Origin of the sequence: Mycoplasma struthionis, from assembly GCF_003855455.1 — a bacterium.
Lineage (GTDB): Bacteria > Bacillota_I > Bacilli_A > Mycoplasmatales > Metamycoplasmataceae > Metamycoplasma > Metamycoplasma struthionis.
This window is the reverse complement of record NZ_CP034044.1, coordinates 51,764-77,292: the sequence shown is the minus strand read 5'-3', so window position 1 is coordinate 77,292 and position 25,529 is coordinate 51,764. Positions and strand designations below refer to the sequence as shown.

Genomic DNA, 25,529 nt, shown 5'->3' with positions numbered 1-25,529 from the left:
TATGTTATAATATATGTATAAGTAAGATTTAATTTGATTCAAAAGAGTTGGCGTTAGCCGACTCTTTTTATCCTAGAAGTGTATAAAAGGAGATTTAATATGACAGAAAATGGTTCATCTAGCAAAGCAAAAGAAATTTTTGTTGCTATTTATAACCTAGCCCAAATTAAAAAGCTTGATCAATCAGTCGTTTTAAATTTTTTAGAACAGGCAATTAGAAAACTGATTTGTGAGCAGTATGATGATGAAGCTGATTTAGAATTTATTTTTAATGAAGAAGAAAACTTTTTTAAAATTATTAATCACAATAAAACAGTTATTCCTGATCCAAAAACAGATGACGAAAAAGATGATTTAAGTCGTTGTATCGAAGTTCCATTATCTGAAGCTAAAAAAATAAATAAAAATGCAGAAGTTAATGACAGTATTTCAGAAGAAATTGATTTTGAGTTATTTAATAAAAGAGACTATTCAAAAATCTTAAATGTATTCGGTCAATATATTAGAGAACTTGAAAAACAAAGTACTTTTTTAAAATATCAAGAAAAAATTGGAGATGTTGAAAAAGCTAAAATTATAAGCATTGAAAGATCTGGTATTCTTTTACAATTACAAGATGGTTCAACTGCTTATATGCCTCCTTCATCAATTAACCAAAGATTGACAAAAATTTGAAAACCTGGAGACAATATCGATGTATATATAGAAGAAGTAAAACCTGATTCAAAAAATGCACAAGTTATTGTTTCATCAGTAGATTCAAAACTTTTAAACCGTTTATTTGAAAAAGAAATTCCAGAAATTGAACAAGGTTTAGTAGAGATTGTTAAAATTGCTAGAATTCCAGGAGAAAGATCTAAAGTTGCAATTAAAAAAACAGATCTAGCTCCAGAAGGTTTAGAAGAAGTTGGTGCAATCATGGGAAATGGTTCAGAAAGAATTGATGCAATTTCTCATCAACTTAAAGGTGAAAAAATCGATGTTATTTTATATTCAGATGACATAAAAGATTTTATTATTAATGCAATTAGCCCAGCTAAAGTTATTGATATTATTCAAGAAAAATCAGAAGATAGTTCACATCAAGCGTTTACCGTTATTGTTCCAAATTCACAGCACACTTTAGCAATTGGTAAAAAAGGACAAAATGTTAGTTTAGTATCTGAACTTGTTAAAGCAAGATTAAATATCTTATCTCAAAAACAAGCAGATGAACAAAGCATTCAATACAATTTCTCTAATGGTAATATAACTTTAGAACAAATTCAAATTCTTGAAGAAGGAAAAAAATTACAATCAAATTTCAAAAAGAAAAATATTGTTTCATCAAAACCATCATTTTCAACTTTTGAAAATTCATTTAACATCGATGAGTTTGATGAAGATTTAGCTGAATTAAGAAAAAAAGCACAAGAAACCAATGATGTATTCTCTAAAAATGTTTATTCTTCAAATCCTTTAGAATTAGACGATGAACTTGAAAATGCATTATCACAAATGTCAAATGATTTAGAACAAGAAGAAGACCAAGATACAGATCCATATTCAGAATCAATTTCAGAATTAGCTGAAAAAGAAAAAGTTGTTGAAGAAGATTATGAAAAAATTACTTCAACAAAAATGAAAGATTTTAAAAGAGACGATGATTTAAGTGCTGGTTTAGAAGATCTTGACTTAAGTGATTTAGAAGATGAAGACTGATAAAAACTATAGTCGTAAATCTATTAGCGATAATAAAATTTATGAAATATCAAAACTAGTTAGATTTGTAAAAAATAAACAAGGTGAAATTAGTTTTGATGAAAACAAAAATAAACCAGGTAGAGGTGCATACTGTTTAGCATCTCAAGATCAATTAGATATCTTATTTAATAAAAAATTATTACATAAAGCTTTTAGACAAAATATTGCTCCTGAAGTTTATGAAAAGTTAAGAAACGAGGTGGAATTATGGCTAAACAAAAAAACCACAGAAAATCAAACGTTGAAACATTAAAAGATCAGCTAAACACAGTAGAAACTAAATTAGAAGATGGGATTTTTACTTTTAGTGGACCTTTAACAGTTTCAGAATTTGCAACAAAAATTAAGAAAAATCCAGCAGAAATTTTAACTATGTATTTTAAAAATGGTGTTATGAAAACTATTAACACTACTTTAAATGAAGAAGAAATTGCTGAACTTTGTTTGCATTATAATTTGGATTTTAAAAGAGAAGAAAACATTGATGCTCAAAATTTATTTGACAAATTTGAAATTATTGATGATCCTAAGGATTTAGTAACCAGGCCACCAATTGTAACAATTATGGGACATGTTGATCATGGAAAAACTACATTAATTGATCAAATTAGAAAATCAAATATTTTACAAACTGAATTTGGAGGCATAACCCAGCATACAGGTGCCTATCAAGTTGAACATAATGGTAAAAAAATAACTTTTTTAGACACTCCTGGACATGAAGCATTTACCGAAATGCGTTCAAGAGGAGCTAAAGTTACTGATATTGTTGTTATTGTTATTGCGGCTGATGATGGTGTAAAACCACAAACAGTGGAAGCAATTGACCATGCTAAAGCAGCAAAAGTTCCTATTATTATCTTTGCTAATAAAATAGATAAAGAAGGAGCTGACATTGAAAAAATTATTGCTCAATTATCTGAACATGACATTATTGTTGAAAAATGAGGTGGAGACGTTCAATTAATTGAAGGTTCAGCTATGAAAAATAAAAATATTGATAAATTATTAGAAGCAATATTTTTACAAGCTGACATGCTAGATTTAAAAGCTAATTTAAATCGTGATCCTATTGGAACAATTGTTGAATCAAAAATTGATAAAGGTAGAGGTGTAGTTTCTACTGTTATAGTTCAAAATGGAACTTTATTACCTAGAGACTTTATAGTGGCTGGTTCACAATATGGAAACATTAGAAGCTTAAGTACTATAGAAGGTAAACCTTTATTAAAAGCAACTCCAGGTATGCCATGTATCATTACAGGATTAAAAACAAATCCTCAATCAGGAGATAAATTTGTTGTTATAAGTGATGAAAAATTTGCTAAAAAATTAGCAGAACAAAAATCTCATTTAGATAAACAAAAAGCATTGAATGAAAAAAATGTTTTCTCTGTTACAAATAACTCAAAAACTGTTAATGTAATTATTAAAACTGATGTTCAAGGAACAGCAGAAGCAATTAGACAAACTTTATCAAAAATAAGAAATGATGAAGCAGCAGTTAATGTTATAGCTGCAAATGCTGGAGAAGTTACAAAAGCTGATATTTTATTAGCTGAAACTTCTAATGCTCGTATTTATGTATTTAACAATAATTTAAATACAGAAATTAAAAAATTAGCAGAAAGCAAACAAATCAAAATAATTAAACATAACGTTATATATAAAATAGTAGAAGAACTAGAAGCTTTAATTACAACATTAAAAGAACCTGTTTATGAAGAAAAATTAATCGGTTCTGCTCAAGTTATTCAATTATTCTTCTATTCTAAGGTTGGAACAATTGCTGGATGTATGATGGTAACTGGCCAAGCAAAAGAATTTTCTAAAGTAGAAGTAGTTAGAAGAAACAAAATAATTTTTAAAGGACAAATAGATTCTTTAAAAAGAGAAAAAAATGATGTAAAAGTTGTAGAAAAAGGTTTCGATTTTGGAACACACATCAAAGACTTTGATAAAATAGAAGTAGATGATGAAATTAAATTTTATGAGGATGTATTAGTATAATTATGAACCAAATTAATCACGAAAGAAAAACTCAATTATTATTAGAATTAATCGGAAATAGTTTTTATGAATTACAAGATTTTGACGTAACTAACATTTCAATTAATGAAGTTATTTTGTCAAATGACGAATCTCATGCAAAAGTATATGTAACTTTATTTAAAGATATAAAACGTTATTTAGAAAAATTAGAAGCAATGACTCCATTTATTAGATCAGTTGTTGCTAAAAGCTGAAAATATAAAAAATTACCTGAACTTGTATTTATTCTTGACGAAGTAGAACGTAACGCAGCTAAAATTGAAGATATTTTAAATAAAATAAAAGAATCTGAAGAATAGAATGCAAAAATTCGATGCAATTGTCATCGGCGGTGGCCATGCTGGTGTTGAAGCAACTTATGCTTTAGCACATAGAAATTTTAAAGTGGCCTTAATAACATTAGATCAAAACAAAATAGCCATGCTACCTTGCAACCCTTCAATAGGAGGTTCTGCAAAGGGTATTATCACTAGAGAAATTGATGCTCTTGGTGGTATGCAGGGCTTTTTTGCTGATAAGGCAATGATTCAGATCAAAATGTTAAATTCCTCAAAAGGACCGGCCGTTTGATCTTTACGTGCTCAAATTGATAAAGATAAATATTCAGAATTAATTTTAGAAGATATAAAAAAACAGCCAAATATAACACTTATTGAAGACGAAGTTTTAGATTTAATTGTTGAAAATAAACAATGTAAAGGTGTTATAACAAAAAACCACAATGAATTATTATCAGATGTTACTGTTATGACAACTGGAGTTTATATGAACTCTAGAATTTTAAGAGGAACAGACATTAAATATGATGGACCTGATGGTCAAAAAAGAAGTGAAACTCTTTCAAATAATTTAAAAAAATATGGTTTTGAAATTATTAGATTAAAAACTGGAACACCTTGCAGAATTTATACAGATAGTATCGATTTTTCAAAAGTAGAAAAAGAAGAATTAGAAGAAAACGATTTATTTTTTTCAAGTAGATCAAATATTAAACTAGATAAACAAACCTGTTGTTATCTAACTCATACAACTTTAAAAACAAAAGAAATCGTTTTAAATAACTTAGATAAAAGTTCATTATATTCAGGAATAATAATTGGAGTAGGTCCTAGATATTGTCCTTCAATTGAAGATAAAATAGTTCGTTTTAAAGAAAAAGATACTCACCACATCTTTTTTGAACCAGAAACAGCTAAAGGTGACATTATGTATATAAATGGACTTTCAACGTCAATGCCAGTTGAAGTTCAAAAAGAAATGATAGCTTCAGTTCCAGGTTTAGAAAATGCTAGAATTCAAAAATTTGGCTATGCTATTGAATATGATGCAATTAATCCTTTAGATTTATTTAAATCCTTAGAATCAAAACATTTATCTAACTTCTTTTCAGCAGGTCAACCAAATGGAACAAGTGGATATGAAGAAGCTGCTGCTCAAGGTTTGATTGCAGGTATAAACGCAGCTAATAAATTAGATAATAAAGAAGCTTTAGAAATAGCAAGAAGTGATGCATACATCGGCGTTTTAATCGATGACATAGTTACAAAAGGAACTAATGAACCTTATCGTATGTTAACTTCAAGAGCTGAATATCGTTTATTATTAAGAAATGATAATGTTGACGAAAGACTTTATAAATATGCTTATGAAAATAATATGATTTCAGAGCAAGAGTATAAAAAAATAGCCAACAAATATGAATACATTCAGAAAAAAATAGAAGAACTTAAAGACAAATATGTGTCTTCAAAAAGTGATTTAGGACTTAAATATAACGTCACAAACGGATCTTCATATTTAAAATTATTAGCTAATCCAGAAACTGACCCAGTTGATGTACTTGGAGAAGATTGTTTATATAAAAATGAAATAACTATTCAAGTTAGATTGTTTGGTTATTTAAAAAAACAAGAATCCACAGCAGAAAAAATGATTAGACTTGAAAAACTAAAATTGCCTTTAGATATTGATTATTATCAAGTCGAAAATTTAGCAACAGAAGCTAAACAAAAATTATCACAAATTAGACCTACAACAATAGGACAAGCATCAAGAATAAGTGGCATTAATCCAGCTGATATTCAAATGTTAATGTTTTATTTAAATAATAGAAGAAAATAATGAAAATTAATATTATTGCAGTTGGATCACTTAGCAAAGAATATAAGGTTTTATATGATCAATACCTTAAAAAAATAAACTTTTTTGCAACTATAAATTTAATTGAAATTAAAGAACAACAATTAGAAAATATAAATCAAAAAATTGATAAAGAAACGAAAAATATTTTAGAAAAAATTCCTAAAAACTCAAAAGTATATTATTTATCTTTAAGAGGTAAGAAAATGAATAGCGAAGAATTTTCAAATCTATTAATAGAAGATAATATAACTTTTATAATCGGTGGCTCAAACGGAGTTAATGAAGAAAGTTTTACAAATAAAATATGCTTTTCGGATCTAACTTTTCCACATCAACTATTTAGAGTAATGTTAGTTGAACAAATCTACCGAGGTTTTAGTATAATAAAGAATATTAAATATCATAAATAAAGCAGGCTAAATTATGAAAAAGACAAAGAAAATGAAAAAAATATTATTTTCAATCACACCATTAATGGCTACTACAGGTTTTTTAGCATTATCATGTATAAAACCTCATAAAAAAGTAGAGATAATTTCAACAAATAATAATGAAGCATTTGAAAGACTAGATGAATTAAATAAAGCTGCTAGAAAAGTTAGTGTTACATTTAAAGGAGACAAAGCACAAACTACTACTAAAAGCGTAACAATTGATCAAATAGTTTTTGACAATTTTGATAAAGAAAAATTTAAAATTGCTCAACCAGAACTATTAGCTCAAGAAGATTCAATAATTATTAGTTTTAATTTAATGACTTCAGACAATTCTTTAATTTCAGACAAAATAAAATTAGAAATATCAGGTTTTAAACAAGACAGCGCAGTAAGAATTTCTTCTTTTGAAAAAGCATTAGAAAAATCTTCTATTGCAATGACTAACAATGGATATTTTGAAAGCAATGACAGTCCAATGACTTTATCATTTGCACCATTTAGTGATCAAATCCAACCAACTAAATACACTTGATATTTAAATGGTCAAAAACAAGCTTCAACTGAAAACACTTTTAGCTTATCTCGTTCATCTATAACAGCAGACGCAGAAGTAGCTTTAGAAGTTACAGCTTCAATTGAAAATCAAAGTTTTACTAAAAAATTTACTCAAACAGTTCATTATCAAAACCCATTATCAAACATTACTTTATCAGCTTCTAATGGAGGCAAATTAATTGACAACAAAGCTCAATTAACATTAAATTTAGGCTCTCACACTGAATCATTAAGTACTACTTGATATTTTAACGATGAAGCGTTTAGAGCTGAATCATTTAATGTGGCAAGTGTTTCATCATCAGGAACTTATAAAGCAAAAGTTACAAATTTAGAAGGTATCAGTTTTATCACAAATAGTGTAACAATACAAAGTGCAGAAGATGCAATCGTAGCTCAGCCTGAAATTAGAAGATTGCAAAACTTTTCAATTCAAGATAATCTAAATACTTCAATTGATTCTGTAGGCGTTGCTTTGAAAACTGGTATTCAAAAAAGTGATCCTACCGCTATTCGCAAAGAAAACTTACAATTTACAAATTTAGATGAAAACAAATATGAAGTTAAAGATCTTCAATTAAAACCAAACGGTAGTGTATTGAATGTAACTTTTAAAATTAAACAAAAGAATTCAGAAGTAGCATCAACTGTTACAAAAGAATTAAAAATAGACGGTTTTACAGCATCAACTAATGAACAAACGCTATTACAACAAAAATTAGATGCTTCAACTGTCGTTGTTTCAAATAATGGATATTTCTTATCAAATGACGATAGATTAAGTCTTACATTTATTCCTTCTTCAAAAGATTTAAAAATAAAATCATATAAATGATACAAAGACAATATTTTAGTTTATGAATCAAATGTTCCAAACCTATTTATATTGAATTCTGATTTAAATGCTAATGCAACCTATAAATTAGAAGTTGTGGCGCAAAAAGATTCATATACAGCTAACAAAACTTTTGACAATATTATTGTTTATAAAAAGAACCCATTACAAGAAATTGATTTAGTAGCTAAAGATAGAGGGCTTTTATTAGAAGGCCAGGGAGAAATAGCATTAAATTTAAAAGGTCACACTAATAATTTTAAAACTCAGTGATTTTTATATGATACCGAAGTGCACAAAGGAGATGTAATTAACAAAACACCTGTAACTGAAAAAGGTGAGTATCATGCACTTTTAAGTACAATAGACGGTATAAAATGAAAAACAAATAATGTTTTTATTTCAGAATTAGAACACAGAAATTTAAACCCAGTTTTTGCTTCTAAAATGACAGATACTATTCATCCTACAACATATAGTGAAAAGATTCTAGGTTATAAGAATAGAACTCCTAATAATAAAACTTATGAAACTGAATTGTTAAAAACATATGCACAATATGGTTTTAAATACCCTGGTTGACAATATAACTACGAAGGTGGGAAAAATAATTCAAATTCATTTATTACAATACCTACAAGATCAACAAACAATAGTTTAAATATTTCAGATCTAGTATTTAATGAAAGAGTTCCACAAGAATTGGATGAAAATGGACAACCAGTTAAATATAATAATGCCGCTTGAATTAAAAAACAAATTGCAAACAATATTTTGAAAAAACACCCAGCTGCTGATTTATGATATAAGAGACAAATAACAGAAGACACTCAAGCCATTGAAAAAGAATTCTTTATTAGTACTCAAATCTCAGGTCCTAATGCATTAGGTGTATATATTCCAGCTGGAGAAGTGGCTGAGATTGAATTTACACCAGAAACTTATGCGTATTTAAAATCTAAATATGGTAATAATACTAAAGATAATTTACCTATTAGTTTTACATTAAATAAAAATTACTGAGATAATAGAGCATTTAATGACTCTGGTAGAATTTCAAACAGATATCCTTTTGTTCAAACCAATTTTACATACAAGTTTTCAGAAATTGATCCTGCAACAAGAAGAATAAAAATTGGTTCTCCTTTTGGTGGTTCAATAACTGCTGAAATTGGTAATTTTGGCGATGATAGAGGAAAAATGTCGTTAGATTTTATAGTTCATAATGTAGTAGAAAACTTACATTATGTTTATGGTTTAACTACAAAAGAAGATTGAGATCGTCAAGTGTTAATGTTAAAACAAAACAAAATAAATGCTTCAGTTGCATCTTTAAATGGTTATTTCTATTCTATAATTACACCATTTACTGATATTGATAGAGTAGCTGGAGTTAAATTTGATGATTTAACTTTCCCTGAAGAAGCTATGAGGAAATGAGAAAGTTTCTACCGTGGATCACAAGTATGAAATGATTACGGTGGACCAAAAATCGCCTTAAATTACTGTAATGACGTTTGGGGTGGTGCTGGTGCATGAGGTGGTGGTGGAAACCTTTGAGCCCCTATTGGATGGTCAACTAATTACTTTACTAAAAATAATGAGTTTAATTTTGGTGGTTGAGGTAACTATCATGAAATTAACCATAATTTCCAAGCAAATCAAGACCCATTTAGTGTAAATGACCATGGCTGAACTAATATTCCTTCTGTTTATAACTTATCTTATTTAAATGATGGAAGCAGACTAAGAAACTTAGAAAATGTTGACGGTTCATTTGCAAGAGACTGATCAATTTTAGCAAGTGGTTATTCTACAGCATTATCTTGGGTAGGGGCTTCTTGATATGCTATGTATTCAAACATGATTTATAATTTAGGTCCTGATAATTTTGCAAATTGAGTTAAATCTTCAGCAGCTAATGGAAAATCATGAATTGATGATAAAAAAGGTGGTAATCCTATCGACACTGTGAATTATTTATCTAAGTTTTTCAAACTAAACTTATATTATGCCTTACTACCTTATAAAACATTAGTTAAAACAGGTAAAACTATGGCTTATAGTTTACCGTATCGCCCTAATATTGAAGATCATTCAGAAGAAATCAATGCAGCTAAAGAGAAAGCTGATAAAGCTAAAGCAGCTAATGATGAGGCTATTCAGGCCTTGGATGTTTGACGTCAAAATTATTCAAGATCTACTGGAGAAGAAAAAAAACGTTTACAAGCAGAAAGAGAAAGCATAAATTCAAAATTAGATGATACTCGTATAGATTATTTTGTGGCTAAAGCAGCTTTAGATAAATTATTAGAAAAATATCCAAATCAAGACAAAATTGCTAAATTTGCTGAAATGGAAAAATATCCAGCAATGGATTTCTTAGGTAATATTTATGCTGCTGGTCAATATTTTTACAATTCACAAACAAAAGAATTTGAATATACATCCGACACACAAGCACCTTTTGAAATACCAGGTGGTACACCTTACACATTTGATTTTGAAAAAGCGATTAATTCTGTAAATAAAAACTTTAGATTTAAAGAAGTACAATTTGAACCAACTACAAAATGAGGTGGTACCTTAAAATATGTAGATGGAGACACTTCTAAAAAGAGAGTTTTATATACTCCAAATAATTTATATTTAGATAGAAATGATGAGTTTGATGTAACTATAATACCTTCTGATAATTGAGATGGTAAACCTACTAAATATGTTCCGGGATACAAATTTAAAATAAAAATTAGACATGTTTTAAATAAACCTACACTTTATATTTACGATACAATACAGCCTGAAAATGGATTGTCATTTGGTTCTCTAGATTCAGCTTTAGACAAACATAAAGCCATGAAATCTGTTCCAAAAATAGCAGTAATGGATTATAAAACAGGCGATATAAATTACTTTAGATTTAATTCAAAACAACCTGAAAAATTTGCTAGAAAATTAATAATAGAAAAATTAAAATTTGTTGCCCCTGATAATGGTCAATTTGATATAATCGGTAATGTTGATGATTTTGGTAGAATATTAATTAACGATAAAAAAGTTTTAGATGTTAAGAAAAGAACAAACGATTATAAAAAGATAGGTTCATATGAATTTAGAAAGGGTGAAATTTACAATATTGAAATAATTACCTACAATTGAAGTGGGGAAGGTAGAGCAAACTATTATTTACAAAAAGATAATCAAAAATATTACTTTGAAGATTATTCATTAAGTGATCAATTACCAGAAGAAGTTTACAGAGGTAAGATTAATGAGATATTAAATGATGATAAATACAAATATCATTTAAGATTAAAAGATCAACATTCAATAGATCCTAAATTAGCATTCAGACAAACACCAAAAACTGATTATATTAGAAGTGGTTATCAATTTAGCGCTAGTGGGCCAAACGGCGCACAAAATAAAGGGATTACTAGAGTAGCAGATAATAATCAAGACACTCAATATGAAAATTGACAAGCTGATGAGTCTCAATTTGTTTGAACATTTGAAAAACCTACTTCAATTTCATATTTTGACGTGTTTCCTAAAAAACATTGAGATCAATGAAAATTTGTTCCAAAACAATATAATCTTCAAATTCAGACGAAAAAGGCGAAGTAATAAATTTAGATCCATTTTTCTTAGAACCAACAAATGGAAGATCTAATGACAAACCTGCTGGATATTCTGCATGAAGAATTCAATTAGGCAAAGTATACAAGGCTAAAAAAGTAGTTATGGATGTATATAGAAAAAAAGCAGTTGGTGAAACAACGGCAATTATTATTGGTGATATTAGATTAGGTTTGGAAACTAAAGAAGTAACTAAAGTATTACCAGTAAATAATATGGATATTCAATATTTTGGTAAGTGAAATTTACTAGACAACAATGATCCAGGAATTAGCGCTTCATTTAATGGTCATGCCGTACAATCTAATAAAGAATTTGAATATTTAGAATTTAAATTAAAATCAAATCAATTTAGATTAATAGGTAAAAAAGATGTTAACGCTTCTTCATTTGACGTTTATATCAACAATCAAAGAGTGGCTGAAAATATCTCTACAGCTTCAAACAGAACTGAAGAAAAAGCCTGACTATATACATTTGCTGATTCAGAATTAGATCCTAACAAAGAACACATTGTAAAAATAGTAAATAAAGAAGACAAACCATTAACATTAAACTTCTTTGCATATTAATAATAATTAAAAAAAGCTAGCATCAAATGATGTTAGCTTTTAAATTTATTTAATTAATATACCAGCGTTTTTTAATAATTTAATAGCCATATTATGAAATTCATCTTTATTATGATTTTCTGAATCAAAAGTTGAAACTAAATTTTCATAAACAATAACGTTTTTATTAATTTGTTTTGAATTTAAATACATTTTTAAACTTAAAGCAAACTGTAAAATACATATATCACTACAACAACCAATTATTTCATAACTGTTAAATTCTTCATACAATTTTTTATCTATTGCAAAAAATGAATTAGTTGTGTTTTTATAAATTATTTGATCAGCAAAAGGTTTTAATTCTTTAACTATGTCACTTTCAAAAGAACCTTTTAAACAATGAATTGGATAGCTAAGCATTTCAATATCATTTTCGCTATGAGCGTCACATAAAAATATAATTTTACTTTTATTTTCAGCTACTTTTTTTTCTAAAAAATCTTTTTGAGCAGGTATTAATTTTGCAATATATTGACTAGCAAGACTTCCTGAAGTGCAAAAACCATTTACCATATCAACCACAAAAATTGCATTTTTTTTCATATTGTTCCTTTTTTATGTCTTTTTTTGCTTTTTTTAGTATCAAAATAATATTAACTTTTATAATTATAAATGGATACAGCGTTTAATTTGCGATTTGTATCTATTAAATTTTTAAATATATATTTAAGAAAGGAAAACTATGAACGAAGAACAATTAGTTGTTACTTCAAGTCCTTCTAAAAAAATTGGCTTCTTTTCAGCTATTTTAGTAGTGCTTGGTTCTTCAATCGGTGTCGGGATCTTTCTAAGATCTAAAGCTGTTTTGGAAAATTCAGCTGGTAACATTGCTTGAGCTGCTATCGTTTGATTGATCGCAGGTTTCGCAGTTGTAACTATGGCCTTAGCACTAGTTGAAGTTGCTTCAGGTCGTAATGACAACCTTGGTATGATAGGTTGAGCTAAAGTTTTCACAACCCTTTACATTTATAAAGGTACAAAATTCTTTATGACTTATCTATACCTACCATTTACATATTTCTTCATGCCATACTACGTTATTTTACAATTCCAAGATGGTATTTCTGGATTTGGAGGCAACCCAAGTATTGGAAGCACATCAAGTGCACCATGAATTTATTTTGCAATTGGTTTAGTATTAACCTTATGAATGATTTTCTCAGCAGGTATTAGCGGACGTGCTGGAAACGTTCAAAACTGAATTATTACTTCAGTTAAATTTATTCCTTTAGTAGCTGTTGTTGCAATCGGTATTGCATTTGCTATTTTAGGAAACCACGCAAACGAAGAAAAAACAGCATTACTACCTTCAACATTCTGAAAAAATGTAACTGCTAAAGACTTGTTTGATAAAAATGCTGGATCATTCTTTGGTCTATCACCATTCTTTGCTACATTCTCATCACTAGGTGCAATTTTCTTTGCATTTGATGGTTTCTATGTAACAGCTGGTATTCAATCAGAAATGAAAGAACCTAAGAAAACTCCTTTAGCATTAACAATTGGTTTATTATCAATGACCGTTCTATATATTGTTATTGCTACAGCAATGACATTAGGAGCTGGAACAGGTGGTTTCTACGGATTCCAAGACTTACTAACAGTTAAAAAAGCTGGATGAGTATTTGGTGTTGTTAACGTATTAATTGCTATCGGTGTTCTAGGAATTCTAAACGGTTTCACAATGTGAGCTACAAGATTCGTAGAAGACTTAATTAAAGAAGGAGAAATTTTTGTTCCTGTATCAGCTTACAGATACTTAAAGAACTCAAAAACTCCATGAGTTGGAGCATTCTTCTGTTTAGCATTATCATTACCAATTATGATTTTATTCACGGCTATTGGTGCATTCGCTTACATCGATGCTAGTGGATACGGTGATGGTTACGGATACAAAATTGGACAATTATTATCATTCTCAGACTTAATGTCTAACTGAATGGCAATCTTTGCATTTATGTTTATTTGTGCTGCTATCGTTGGAGCTATTTTAAATAGAAAATCTAACAGAGTAGCTGTAGAAAAAACTCCTCACCTATACTGAGCAGGTATTTCATCAGTAGTTATTATTACTTTAACAATGTTATTTAACGTTTTAGATCCATTTATTTCAATGGGAATTAACTCAGTTAAATACATTACTACAAAAGACGGCGAAGTAAGAAACGCTTTAATTAGTAATGTTGCTACTTCAGGACTATTCTTATTCTTCTTAGTTGTAACATTCTTATCAACTCCAATTGAAAAACAAATTGCTATTTGAAACAAGAAAAGATTTGATAGAATTCTAAGCGGAAACATTTGTCCTCACGAAAGAGAATACTACTGCCCATGTGTAATGCAAGATTACAAAGAAAGAGCAGAATTAAACAATTTAGTTTTAGCAACATACGGACTATAATTGTAAAAGTTTTCAACTTTCAAAGTCAACGCTATGCGTTGGCTTTTCTTATTTTTTTATTTAAAAATATAGTACAATTTTTAAAGATATAAATAGGAGAAAAAATGAAAAAAAACAAATTAGAGGATATTAAAGAAATACAAGTTTTAGAATCTGATATAGCTACAGATTTAAAAACTGGTTTAAATGATAATGAGGTAAATGAAAGGCAAAATAAATATGGTTTAAATGAACTAGAGCAAAGTAAAAAAATAAATCCTTTTTTAGTTTATTTAGCACAATTCAAAGATTTATTAGTTATCATTTTACTTTTTGCTTCTTTATTATCTTATATTTTTGCTATTATAAGTGGAATCAAACATAATTGAAATTGAAGTGAAAATAATCACCGTTTATTAATAGAATTTATTGAACCTTCTATTATTATGTTTGTTGTTATGACTAACTCCTTAGTCGGCGCTGTTCAAGAAATAAAAAGTGCACAAGCAATTGATGCATTAAAAAAACTTAGTCCTCAGCAAGCCAAGGTTGTTAGAAACGGTAATCTTATTACTATTAATTCTTCAGAACTAACAATTGGAGATGTTGTATTAATTGAAGCTGGAGATGTTATTGCCGCAGATGGGTATTTACTTTTTTCATCGAATTTATCAGCAATTGAAAGTTCATTAACTGGTGAAAGTGAACCAGCAGAAAAAAATTATTTAGAAGCTCGCGATTTATCTAAACCGATGGCTGATAGAAAATTTATGGTTTATTCTTCTTCAATTGCAGCCACTGGAACAGGTTATTTTGTAGTCACTGCAATTGGTAAAAACACAGAACTTGGAAAAATATCAACACTAGTTTCAAAACAAGAAGAAGTATTAAGTCCATTACAATTAAAAATTAATAAATTAGGAAAAATATTTGGATATGCTGGTTTAGGATTATTTTTAGCAAGTTTATTATTACAAATTATTTTCCAAGCAGCTGGTCATTTAAGTTTTGCTGATACTGCTTTTTGATCAACTACAATAGTAAATGCTATCTCTTTAGCAGTTGCTGCTATTCCAGAAGGTTTAATAGCATTCTCATCTATAATTTTAGCAATTGGTGTTCAAAGAATGGCCAATAAAAAGCTATTGTAAAAGATCTAATGGCTGTAGAAGCTTTAGGTAGCTGTGCTGTAATATGTTCTGATAAAACAGGTACATTAACTCAAAATAAAATGACCATTGTTGATTTATTTGCAAACAATGAAATAAGTTCTGAAAATGGTTTTAATAATGATTCTCATCTTAAATTAGTAGAATATGGTTCTTTATGTTCAGAAGCAAATTTAGTTTTACAAAATAATGAATATAAAGAAGCAGGAGATCCTACTGAATTAGCATTCTTATATGCTTTAGAAAAACACTCTTCATTTGTTTTTAAAAGTGATTTAATAAAATCTAATCCAAGACTTCACGTTATTCCTTTTGATTCAGATAGAAAACTGATGTCTACAATTAATGAAGTTAACAATAAAAAATTAGTTTTAGTAAAAGGTGCACCTGATATTTTAGTAAATAGATGTACAAATTTTATAAATACTAATTTAGAATCAATACACAATATTAATGAAAAATGAGCAAGCAAAGCATATCGGGTTTTAGCAGTTGCATTCAAAGAAATAACTGATAAAGAATATGCTGAATTCCAAAAACTTGATGCTAAAAAACAAGAAGAAATGTTAGAAAATAATTTAACTTTTCTAGGTTTAGTAGCAATGATAGACCCTCCTAGAGAAGAAGCAAAAGCTGCTATTGAAATATGTCGTTCTTCTGGTATTAAACCAATAATGATTACTGGAGACAATATTAACACAGCAAAAGCAATTGCAACTAGTTTAGGAATTTATAATGAAAATGATAAAGCTATAACAGGTTTAGAATTAGATGCTTTATCTGATGAATATTTAACTGAACACATAACTGAATATTCAGTTTATGCAAGAGTTAAACCGGAAGATAAATTAAGAATTGTTAACGCTTGACAAAAAAGAAAACAAGTCGTTGCTATGACAGGTGACGGTGTTAACGATGCGCCTGCTTTAAAAGCCTCTGATATAGGTTGTGCTATGGGTATAACTGGAACAGAAGCATCAAAACAAGCAGCTAATATGATCTTAGCTGATGACAATTTCTCAACTATTGTTGAAGCAGTTAAAAACGGTCGTTCTATTTATCAAAAAATTAAAAATGTAATTCAAAATTTACTAATTACTTCTATAGCTGAAATTATTTTAGTATTCTTTGGCTTATTAATTTTTAAAGGAATTTTTTCAACTCAAAAATTTGCTGAAATTTTAAAAGGTGAAGAAATATACATACTTTCAGCTACTCAATTATTATGAATTAACTTATTTACTCACGGTTTTCCAGCTATTGCATTAGGTCTTCAAGATTCTAAAGAAAATTATATGAATAAAAGACCTATTTCAAAATATGAATCAATATTTGCAAAAGGTATGGGAATTAATACTCTTTGACAAGGTATTTTAGTTGGTATACTTTCACTAGTTGCTTATTATTTAGGTGCTTTATATGCTGTAAATCAAGCAAATGCTACAGCTGATAGCGTTTTAAGAGCGGCATCAACAATGGCTTTTTTAGTCTTAGGTATTACAGCAACATTTAACTCAATTAATTTAATGTCTAAAAAACCATTTTTTATGTCTAATCCAATTTTCTATTGAAAAGTATATGCTTCTGTATTTATGTCATTAGGCTTTTTATTTTTAGTTGTATTTGTAAATAAAATTGCTTTAGTATTCAATGGTTATGAAAACATCGTTGCTCACTCTAAACTAATAGCAATAGGTTTAGGACTTCCTTTAGTTTTAATTCCTATATATTCAATTCACAAACTTATTTTAATGGCTATAGATAAAAAGAATCAACATGATCATAAAATAGTATCATTTGAACTAATTCAAGATCCAAGAGATAAAAAAGTTTTCAAAAAAAGTAGGGTTTAATTTTCCCTACTTTTTAATATCTCAATTTCATCTTGATTTAATTCTCTTATTTCACCTAATTTAAGTTTTTTATCTAAAACAAGATTTCCAAAACTTAATCTTTTTAAATAAATAACCTCATAGTTAAAAAATTCTAACATTCTTTTAACTTGATGAAACTTACCTTCATAAATAGTTAAATAAGCACTAAAATCATCAATAAATTCAAACTGATAATCTTTTATAAATTCATCTTCTCCTATTTTAATAGGTTTAGTATAAGTTTTTATGTTTTCAGTAAATTCTTTATTTACTTTTAAATAATATTTTTTAGCAACTTTGTGTTTAGGACTTAATAAATAATGACCTAATTTTCCATCATTTGAAATAATTAATAAACCTTCTGTATCTTTATCTAACCGCCCGTATGCAAAATATTGGCGATTATCTAAATCTAAAATGTCAAATATAGTACTTTCATATTTATCATAATTAGCACAAATATAGCCAGCAGGTTTATTAAACATATAATAATAAAATTCTTTATATTTTATTAATTCATTATCAAAATAAACTAAATCTTTTTCAGTGTCTATATTTATAGGTTTTTTAATAATTTCATTATTTACTTTTATTAGTCCTTTTTTAATTAAGTCTTTTATTTCAGCTCTTGTATAAGGATATAATGAAGCAATTACTTTTTCTATTCTTATTTTCATTATTTAATATCTTGTAATCTAACTAAAGCATTGATATATATTTCTAATGAATCTTTTATTTCTTGATAACTAAAATATTCATTAGGTCCATGCATTAAATGCATATATTTAGTTGAACCAAAAGCAACACAGTTTTCAAGCAATCTAGCATAAGTTCCACCACCGATTGCTAAAGGTTCTTCATTTGTTTTCATAGCCTCATTATAAGTTAACATTAATACTCTTAGCATTTCATTATCTTTAGGCATGTATTTTGAGTTTTTATAACCTACTAAATTTTCAGTTACTCTTCCTTTAAATGTTTTTTGTAAATAATCATTCAAATATTTTTGTATATCTTCTTTTTTTAATGAAACAGGAACTCTTAAATCAAAAGAAGTAACGTATCTATCTTTTAAAGTTTTTATAATTCCTAAATTTGCTGAAAGTTTACCTGAAAAATCTTCAAAACCTGAAAATATGTTTTTAAGCTCATAATTATTTGTCATGAAGTTAGTTAAAACAAATTTAAATAAATCTTTTGTTATTAAAGTTGGATCATCATTTACTAATTTTTTAATTGCTTTTATAATAGCATTTTCTCCTTTTTCAGGAGTTGAACCATGTCCTCCAATGCCTTTTATAGTTTCTTTTTTATTTTTATAAACTAAGTTAACTATATCAGGAATTTGATTTGCTACTAAACCACCTTCAATTTCTAAATTATCAATTTTAGGAAAACTAATTTCAGTATGATAAATAGTTTTTTCTGCAAATATTAAAGGTCATTCTCCATCTGGAGTATATGAAAGATAAGGTGATTCATTTTCTTTTAAATAAGCTTTCATTGAGTTCATTGTTGTTTCTTCTGATAAACCAAAAATGATTCTAATATTTCATTCATCGCTTAATAATTTATTGTCATAAATATATTTCATAGCATATAAATTAATTATTGTAGGTCCTTTATCATCTAATGAACCTCTTGCTATTATTTTATCTTCTTCAATAACTGGTTTAAAAGCTTCGGTTTTTCATTGACTTTTATCACCTTCTGGCACAACATCTAAATGAGCTAAAATCCCAATTGATTTTTTACCTTTTCCAATTTGAGCATAACGATATTGATTATTTTTATCTTTAAATGTATCAAAACCAAATGATTTAGCTAGATTTAATACATAATCTAAAGCATCATTTACTTCTTTTCCAAAAGGGTATTTTTTATCTTTTGATTCAACTGAAATTGAGGGTATAGCACATAAATTAGCTATGTCTTTTACCATTTTGTTAAATTCTTTTTGATCTTGTTTATATTGTATAAATTGTTTCATATCAATCCTTTCTTTTTAATTATACATTTAAAAAGAAAAATAAACTCTTGTAGGAGTTTATTTTTTAACACTTATTGCAATTCCTTTGTTGTGAAATACATAATCATTATTGTTGTTAAATACAACATCTACTAATTCAGGATAGTCAATAAATGGATTTCTATTTCTTTGATGTTTGTAAATTCCATTATTTCTATCTAAATCAAATTGATCAACAGGATCTTCTTTATTTCATTTTAAATAAGTTTGTTTAAAACTGTCTTTTATAGTTTCTCTATTATTTACTCTTTTATAAAGTCTTCTACTTTCGTTTGTTGCTTCTAAGTTTTTATCTTGATATGTGTCTGTAAAATATAAAATTGCTCTAGCAACATCACCTTTAAATAAATCAGCTGGTTCTGTTACTAAACCATTATCTTCTTCACCATTACCCACTTTAGTTCCATTTTTTGAAACAAAGTTATCAGCCTTTACAATTCCATAAGGATAATTGCTGTGTTCTTTATTTACAAAAATATCTGTTGGTCAAACATGATGAGCGTCGTCTATCATTGGAGATTGTCTATCAAATCATGATTGAGGAATAATATGTTCACGGTTTATTCCATCGCCTTCGCCTTTTGCACTACTTCCTCTACTTTTTCAAGTATAAGTTTGAGGGTCTTTTCCTATTTTTTCAGAATAAATATCTAAAACTGAACCATCTTTTTCATAATATTTATCAACAAATGCATCTCTATAAGTAGTATATAAATAATTGTAATCAGGAATACTACCTGTAGAATTTTTTTGTAAAGTAAATAATTGATTTCTTAATTGATCTCCTTTTAGACCTTCTAAAGATGCATAATAAGAATCTTGATTATTGTAAACTAAATTTTCTGAAGAGCTTGCTTTAGGTAATAAATTAGTTGCTTCACTATTGTTTGCATCGGTTGTATTTGTAGAACCAGGGTTTGTTCCTTGTGTATTATTTGAATTATTATTTGTTTTTGTTGAGTCATTATTTTTATTGCATGACATTGCAATTGCAGCTGGTGCTATAACTGCTGAGGCTGATAAAAATAATGATGTTATTCATAGCTTATTTTTTTCATACTTTAAATTGTAGCACACTTTTATTTTAGAAAAATAAAAAGAAGCCTATGCTTCTTTGAATTATTTTGCTTCGCTAGCTGCTAATCTCGCTGCTCTTCTTTGAGCACGAGCTTTTTCTAAAGCTAACTTGTGAGCTCTTTTTTCCGCTTTAACTTTGTTAGCTAATCTTACGTCTTTTCTCATTATATTCTCCTTGAATTTCCAAATCTAGCAATATTTATTATATTATATCTATTTTTTTCTAATTTGTTTAACTTTTGTTAAAAGACCATCAATATCTAAATTATCTAAAGCCTCTAATTGCTTTTTAACGTCTTTTTCTTTAGCTTCTAAATCAACAAAATCTTCATCAAATAGTTGACCTTGTTCACCTTTATTATAATTATTTTCTTCTGCATTATCAAACTTAATTGGAGTTTGATAATATCTTTTCATTAAAGTTGTTTCCATTGTTAAATCAAGATTTTGTTCATTAGCTAATTTCTTTTCATATTCATCTTTAATTTCATTTTGTTTTTCAATAGAAGGATCAACTAATTCATCTATTTTTAAATGTTCAATTAATGATGAAGCATTTAAAAATTGATAGTTTAATTTAATTAATTTATCAATACTACTTTTATCTTTTAAAATTTCTGCTAAATCAAATTTTTGAATAGTATTATTTTGATCAGTATAAAACATTTCAAGACTTTGTGTTTTTATTTCTAAGCTTTGAGCTTGGTGATTTTGATTTTTTAAACTAATAAATAATTTAGAGCCTCTATTTGTTCTTGAAGTTGATGAAATATTTTGCATTTTTCAAGCTTTAGCATATCCGCCTTCTGTTATCATAATTGCAATATTTAATTTGTTAGTCATACAAAATGCTTTAACAAATATTTTTTCATTCACTTGCAATTTTGGTAATAATTTTATACCTTGTGCTTTTAAAGCTAATGGAGTTGAAAATACATTTTCATTAATTAAATAATACATTCCATTATTTAAAATAATAAACATGTCTTTTTCATTGTTTCCTATTCTTGCATCAATTAATTCATCGTCATCATTTTTAAATGAAATACAAATTCTTGTTTTAGCTAATGTTTTTGAATCAAATTCAGAAATTTTTACTTTTTTAGCATATCCCATTTTAGTTAATAAAATTACATCTACATAACTATTAAATGAAATAACTTCCATTACTCTTATAACTCTTTCATTTGTTTCTAAAGATGTATAAGAAGAAATATGAATTCCTAAATCTTTTCATTGACTATCTTTTAAATTATGAGCATCTAAAACAAAGAAATTTCCTAAATTAGTAAAGAACACTAATTTAGATAAAGAGTTTATTTTATCAAAATATAAAAGCCCATCATCCTCTTTGATTTTGTAACTGTTTCATTCATTTGACAAAAAGATTTTTGAAGAAATTTTTTTGTGTAACCTTGTTTTGAAACAATGAAATAAAAATCTTCATTTTTAGCTAATAATTTTTGATTTACTTCAGTTACTAGTTTTTCATCTGAAATAACAGTTTTTCTAGCTACGTCATACTCTTTTTTAATTTCTAAAAGTTGTTTAATTAAGTAATTATCAAATTCATAAGCATTGTTTAAAAGTTTATTGCATTGTGCAATATTTTTTTCTAATTCAACTTTTTCTGCTTGGAATTCAATTTGATCCATTCTTGAAAGTTTATATAATCTAAGTTCGGCTATAGCAGTTGCTTGAATTTCTGAAAAACCAAAATGTTGCATTAAGGCTAAAACAACACCTTTTTTAGAATTATCTGAGTTTTTAATTATTCTAATAACTTCATCTGATATTTCAGCTACTTTAATAAAACCTTTAACTATTTCTAATCTAAGTTCATATTTTTTTAAATCATATTCAATACCATTTCTATTAACTTCTTTTAAATGTTTAATATATGAATATAAAGCTGTTTGTAAATTTAAAAGTGTTGGCGCATTATTATCAATTGCTACCATATTATAGTTATATGAAATTCTTAAATCAGTTTTATTCATTAAATAAGTAATAATTGCTTCAGCATTAGCATTTTCTTCTAATTCAATATAAATAGAAATCCCGTTTCTATCTGATTCATCTCTTACTTCTTTAATACCACTTATTTCTTTATCAATGCAAATTGTGTCAATGTCGGCTACTAATTTTGATTTTATAACTCCAAAAGGAATTTCTTTTATTTCTATTGCAATAATTTTATTTGAATCTTTAGGACTATAAATAAATTCATATTTTGAAGCAATTGAAATTTTTCCTTGACCAGTTTCTAAAGCATCTTTTATTCCGCTTAAACCATAAACTATTCCACCTGTTGGAAAATCTGGTCCTTTTACTATTTTTAAAAGTTCTTCAAAAGATATTGCTGGATTATCTATAAAAGCAACAGTTGCATCAATTATTTCACCTAAATTATGTGGTGGAATTTCAGTTGCAAAACCAGCAGCGATACCTTTAGATCCATTTACTAATAAATTAGGAAATAAAGCAGGTAAAACAATTGGTTCATATTCTGAATCGTCAAAGTTAGGTGCCATTTTAACAACTCTTCTATCAAGGTCTTTTAGCATTAACTCTGTTATTTTTTCTAATCTTGATTCAGTATAACGCATAGCAGCAGCAGGGTCATCATCAATTGACCCTTTATTTCCATGCATTTCAATTAATGGAAAATTACTTTTTCATTCTTGACACATTCTAATTAAAGCTTCATAAATAGAAGAATCACCATGTGGATGGTATCTACCTATAACATCTCCAACTATTCTTGCAGATTTTTTAAAAGGTTCTTTATTTTTAAGTTTCAAATTTCACATTGAATATAAAATTCTTCTTTGAACAGGTTTTAAACCATCTCTTGAATCAGGAATTGCTCTTTGTTGAATAATGTATTTTGAATAACGTCCAAAACGATCTGACATTATTTCAACCATGTTTTTTTCAATAATATTTTCAGTAACTATATCAATTTCATCTCTTCTACTTTTTTTCATGTATACCTACTTTTTATTATCTATTTTAAAATCATCTTCATTTGAAAAGTCAACATGGCTATTTATTCATACTTTTCTAGCATTAACATCATCACTCATTAATGTAGAAACATTTCTTTCAGTTAATCCATCATCTTCACTGTGAACTTGAATAATTGATCTAGTCTCTGGATTCATTGTTGTTTCTCAAAGCTGATCTGCATTCATTTCTCCAAGTCCTTTATATCTTTGAATTTCATAATTTGTGTATTTTGAAGTTATGTCTTTTAATTCACCTTCATCTCATGCATAAAATTGTTTTGAATTAGAACCTTTAATTGAAATTTTATATAAAGGAGGTAAAGCAATATAAACCATACCTGCTTCAATAAGTTTTTTCATATATCTTCAGAAAAATGTTAATAGTAAAACTTGAATATGAGCTCCATCAGTATCGGCATCGGTCATAATTATAATTTTGTTATATTGAGCATTTTTTATATTAAAATCTTCACCGATTCCAGCACCTATTGTATTAATTATGGTTGCAATTTCTTCATTATTTAAAACATCAGTTAGTTTAGCTTTATCAGTATTTATAACTTTACCTCTTAAAGGCAAGATTGCTTGAGTAACTCTATTTCTTCCTAACTTAGCAGAACCACCAGCAGAATCACCTTCGACTAAAAATAATTCTTTAACTGCTGGATTTTTTGACTGTGCAGGTGTTAATTTACCTGATAAAATCTTTTTATTTTCTAATTTACTTTTAGCTTTTCTTATTTCACTTTTTGCATTTCTTGCAGCTATTTTTGCATCATACGCTTTTTTAATTTTTGAAATTATTTTTTCAGCTTCTTGTTTATTTTCATTTAAATAAAAATTAAACTTTTCAGAAAAGAAATTTTCAACTACTTCTCTTGCTTCAGGAGTCCCTAATTTATCTTTTGTTTGTCCCACAAACTCAAGAATTTTTTCAGGCACTTTTAAAGAAATAACTGCTATTATTCCTTCTCTTACATCAGATCCTTCAAAAGTTATTTTTTTTAATAAATTATTTTTAGTAACATATTCATTAATAGTTTTTGTTAAAGCTGTTTTAAAAGCAGTTTCATGAGTTCCACCATCTCTTGTTTTAACATTATTAACAAAACTGTAAATTGTTTCACTATAGTTATCAGTGTAAACTAGTGCTATATCAATATCTATATCATATCCGCCTGATCCGCTTACATAAAAAATATTACTTAACAATTTTTTATTTTCAGAAACAAATTTAATATATTCTTTAATTCCTTCTTGAGTTTCAAAAACTACATTGTCATTATTATTTTCATTAATAAAATGAATTTTTAAATTAGGAATTAAAAAACTTGATTCACGTAATTTTTCTTTAACAATTTCACCTGAAAATTTTGCTTTTTTAAAAAGTTCATAGTCAGGTCAAAATTGAACTCTTGTTCCTTTTTTTGTTGAAGGTCCTATTATTTTTGTTTTTTGAATTATTTCATCTTGTTTAAAAGCAGTGAAGTATTCTTTATTATCTCTTCATATTGTTACTTCTAGTTTTTCAGATAAAGCATTTACTACAGAAGATCCAACACCGTGAAGCCCACCACTTGTTTTATAAACACCTTCTGAAAACTTACCTCCAGCATGAAGTTCTGTAAAAACAAGCTCAACTCCACTTTTTCCTGATTCATGTTTATTAACTGGAATTCCTCTTCCGTTATCTTCAATTACTACTGAACCATCAACTTTTAAAACTACTTTAATTTGAGTTGCAAAGCCAGCTAAAGCTTCATCGATTGAATTATCTACTATTTCTCAAATTAAGTGATGTAGTCCATTACTATCAGTTGAACCAATATACATTCCAGGTCTTTTTCTAACTGCATCTAAACCTTTTAAGACTTTTAAGTCACTTGCATCATAATTATTTGTTGTACTCATATTAGTAATTATAATAAAAACATTGATATTTAAAAATAAAATGAATTTTAAAAAACAAAAA

General features: G+C 27.4%; 19 protein-coding genes. 11 read left to right on the top strand and 8 right to left on the bottom strand.

Features of this window, described 5'->3' with window-relative positions:
• Positions 1-99 precede the first annotated feature (99 nt).
• The 8 genes from nusA (at position 100) to EGN60_RS00255 (ending at position 11,975) form a co-directional block, all read left to right on the top strand.
• Entirely contained in the window at positions 100-1,704 is a 1,605-nt protein-coding gene (gene nusA, locus EGN60_RS00290) for a transcription termination factor NusA (RefSeq protein ID WP_124724116.1), read from the top strand.
• Positions 1,691-1,996 carry a YlxR family protein gene (locus EGN60_RS00285; protein ID WP_124724115.1) on the top strand — a complete coding sequence of 102 codons (306 nt, stop codon included), beginning with the start codon at positions 1,691-1,693 and terminating at the stop codon, positions 1,994-1,996. Before nusA ends, EGN60_RS00285 begins: the two co-directional genes overlap by 14 nt.
• Complete coding sequence (infB, locus tag EGN60_RS00280; RefSeq protein ID WP_124724114.1) at positions 1,951-3,753, top strand: translation initiation factor IF-2; 1,803 nt, start codon at positions 1,951-1,953, stop codon at positions 3,751-3,753. Before EGN60_RS00285 ends, infB begins: the two co-directional genes overlap by 46 nt.
• 2 nt (positions 3,754-3,755) lie before the next feature.
• Positions 3,756-4,094 (top strand): 30S ribosome-binding factor RbfA, encoded by a 339-nt coding sequence (gene rbfA, locus EGN60_RS00275; RefSeq protein WP_124724113.1) that lies wholly within the window; start codon positions 3,756-3,758, stop codon positions 4,092-4,094.
• A 1-nt stretch (position 4,095) separates the two neighbouring features.
• Positions 4,096-5,916, top strand: a complete 1,821-nt coding sequence (mnmG, locus tag EGN60_RS00270; RefSeq protein ID WP_124724112.1) for a tRNA uridine-5-carboxymethylaminomethyl(34) synthesis enzyme MnmG — start codon at positions 4,096-4,098, stop codon at positions 5,914-5,916.
• Complete coding sequence (locus tag EGN60_RS00265; protein ID WP_124724111.1) at positions 5,916-6,347, top strand: 23S rRNA (pseudouridine(1915)-N(3))-methyltransferase RlmH; 432 nt, start codon at positions 5,916-5,918, stop codon at positions 6,345-6,347. The genes mnmG and EGN60_RS00265 overlap by 1 nt, the downstream gene beginning before the upstream one ends.
• Positions 6,348-6,360: 13 nt before the next feature.
• Positions 6,361-11,391, top strand: coding sequence for a M60 family metallopeptidase (locus tag EGN60_RS00260; protein ID WP_124724110.1), 5,031 nt, complete (start codon positions 6,361-6,363; stop codon positions 11,389-11,391).
• A 116-nt stretch (positions 11,392-11,507) separates the two neighbouring features.
• Positions 11,508-11,975 (top strand): hypothetical protein, encoded by a 468-nt coding sequence (locus EGN60_RS00255; protein ID WP_124724109.1) that lies wholly within the window; start codon positions 11,508-11,510, stop codon positions 11,973-11,975.
• A 45-nt stretch (positions 11,976-12,020) separates the two neighbouring features.
• On the opposite strand, the gene EGN60_RS00250 is transcribed toward EGN60_RS00255, so the two are convergent.
• A complete protein-coding gene (locus tag EGN60_RS00250; RefSeq protein ID WP_124724108.1) occupies positions 12,021-12,560 on the bottom strand; it encodes an isochorismatase family cysteine hydrolase in 540 nt (179 codons plus the stop codon).
• 139 nt (positions 12,561-12,699) lie between these two features.
• On the opposite strand from EGN60_RS00250, the gene EGN60_RS00245 reads away from it, so the two are divergent.
• The 3 genes from EGN60_RS00245 (at position 12,700) to EGN60_RS03460 (ending at position 17,419) form a co-directional block, all read left to right on the top strand.
• Positions 12,700-14,418 (top strand): APC family permease, encoded by a 1,719-nt coding sequence (locus tag EGN60_RS00245; RefSeq protein WP_124724107.1) that lies wholly within the window; start codon positions 12,700-12,702, stop codon positions 14,416-14,418.
• Positions 14,419-14,522: 104 nt separating this feature from the next.
• Entirely contained in the window at positions 14,523-15,548 is a 1,026-nt protein-coding gene (locus EGN60_RS03465; RefSeq protein ID WP_245979666.1) for a P-type ATPase, read from the top strand.
• Between the two features lie 8 nt (positions 15,549-15,556).
• Positions 15,557-17,419 carry a cation-translocating P-type ATPase gene (locus tag EGN60_RS03460; RefSeq protein WP_245979665.1) on the top strand — a complete coding sequence of 621 codons (1,863 nt, stop codon included), beginning with the start codon at positions 15,557-15,559 and terminating at the stop codon, positions 17,417-17,419.
• On the opposite strand, the gene EGN60_RS00235 is transcribed toward EGN60_RS03460, so the two are convergent.
• From EGN60_RS00235 to EGN60_RS00215, 7 genes are read right to left on the bottom strand one after another with little or no spacing between them, the layout of a single operon-like run.
• Entirely contained in the window at positions 17,416-18,117 is a 702-nt protein-coding gene (locus EGN60_RS00235) for a pseudouridine synthase (protein ID WP_245979664.1), read from the bottom strand. The two genes, EGN60_RS03460 and EGN60_RS00235, sit on opposite strands and share 4 nt — an antisense overlap.
• Entirely contained in the window at positions 18,117-19,430 is a 1,314-nt protein-coding gene (locus tag EGN60_RS00230; protein ID WP_124724105.1) for a M20/M25/M40 family metallo-hydrolase, read from the bottom strand. Before EGN60_RS00230 ends, EGN60_RS00235 begins: the two co-directional genes overlap by 1 nt.
• 57 nt (positions 19,431-19,487) lie before the next feature.
• Positions 19,488-20,546 (bottom strand): endonuclease, encoded by a 1,059-nt coding sequence (locus EGN60_RS00225; RefSeq protein ID WP_124724104.1) that lies wholly within the window; start codon positions 20,544-20,546, stop codon positions 19,488-19,490.
• A 42-nt stretch (positions 20,547-20,588) separates the two neighbouring features.
• Entirely contained in the window at positions 20,589-20,711 is a 123-nt protein-coding gene (locus EGN60_RS03565) for a hypothetical protein (protein ID WP_261368919.1), read from the bottom strand.
• A gap of 48 nt (positions 20,712-20,759) precedes the next feature.
• A complete protein-coding gene (locus tag EGN60_RS03455) occupies positions 20,760-21,929 on the bottom strand; it encodes a DNA gyrase C-terminal beta-propeller domain-containing protein (RefSeq protein WP_245979663.1) in 1,170 nt (389 codons plus the stop codon).
• Positions 21,863-23,536, bottom strand: a complete 1,674-nt coding sequence (locus tag EGN60_RS03450) for a DNA topoisomerase (ATP-hydrolyzing) (RefSeq protein WP_245979662.1) — start codon at positions 23,534-23,536, stop codon at positions 21,863-21,865. The genes EGN60_RS03455 and EGN60_RS03450 overlap by 67 nt, the downstream gene beginning before the upstream one ends.
• A 6-nt stretch (positions 23,537-23,542) precedes the next feature.
• Positions 23,543-25,468 carry a DNA gyrase/topoisomerase IV subunit B gene (locus tag EGN60_RS00215; RefSeq protein WP_124724103.1) on the bottom strand — a complete coding sequence of 642 codons (1,926 nt, stop codon included), beginning with the start codon at positions 25,466-25,468 and terminating at the stop codon, positions 23,543-23,545.
• Positions 25,469-25,529: the final 61 nt, after the last annotated feature.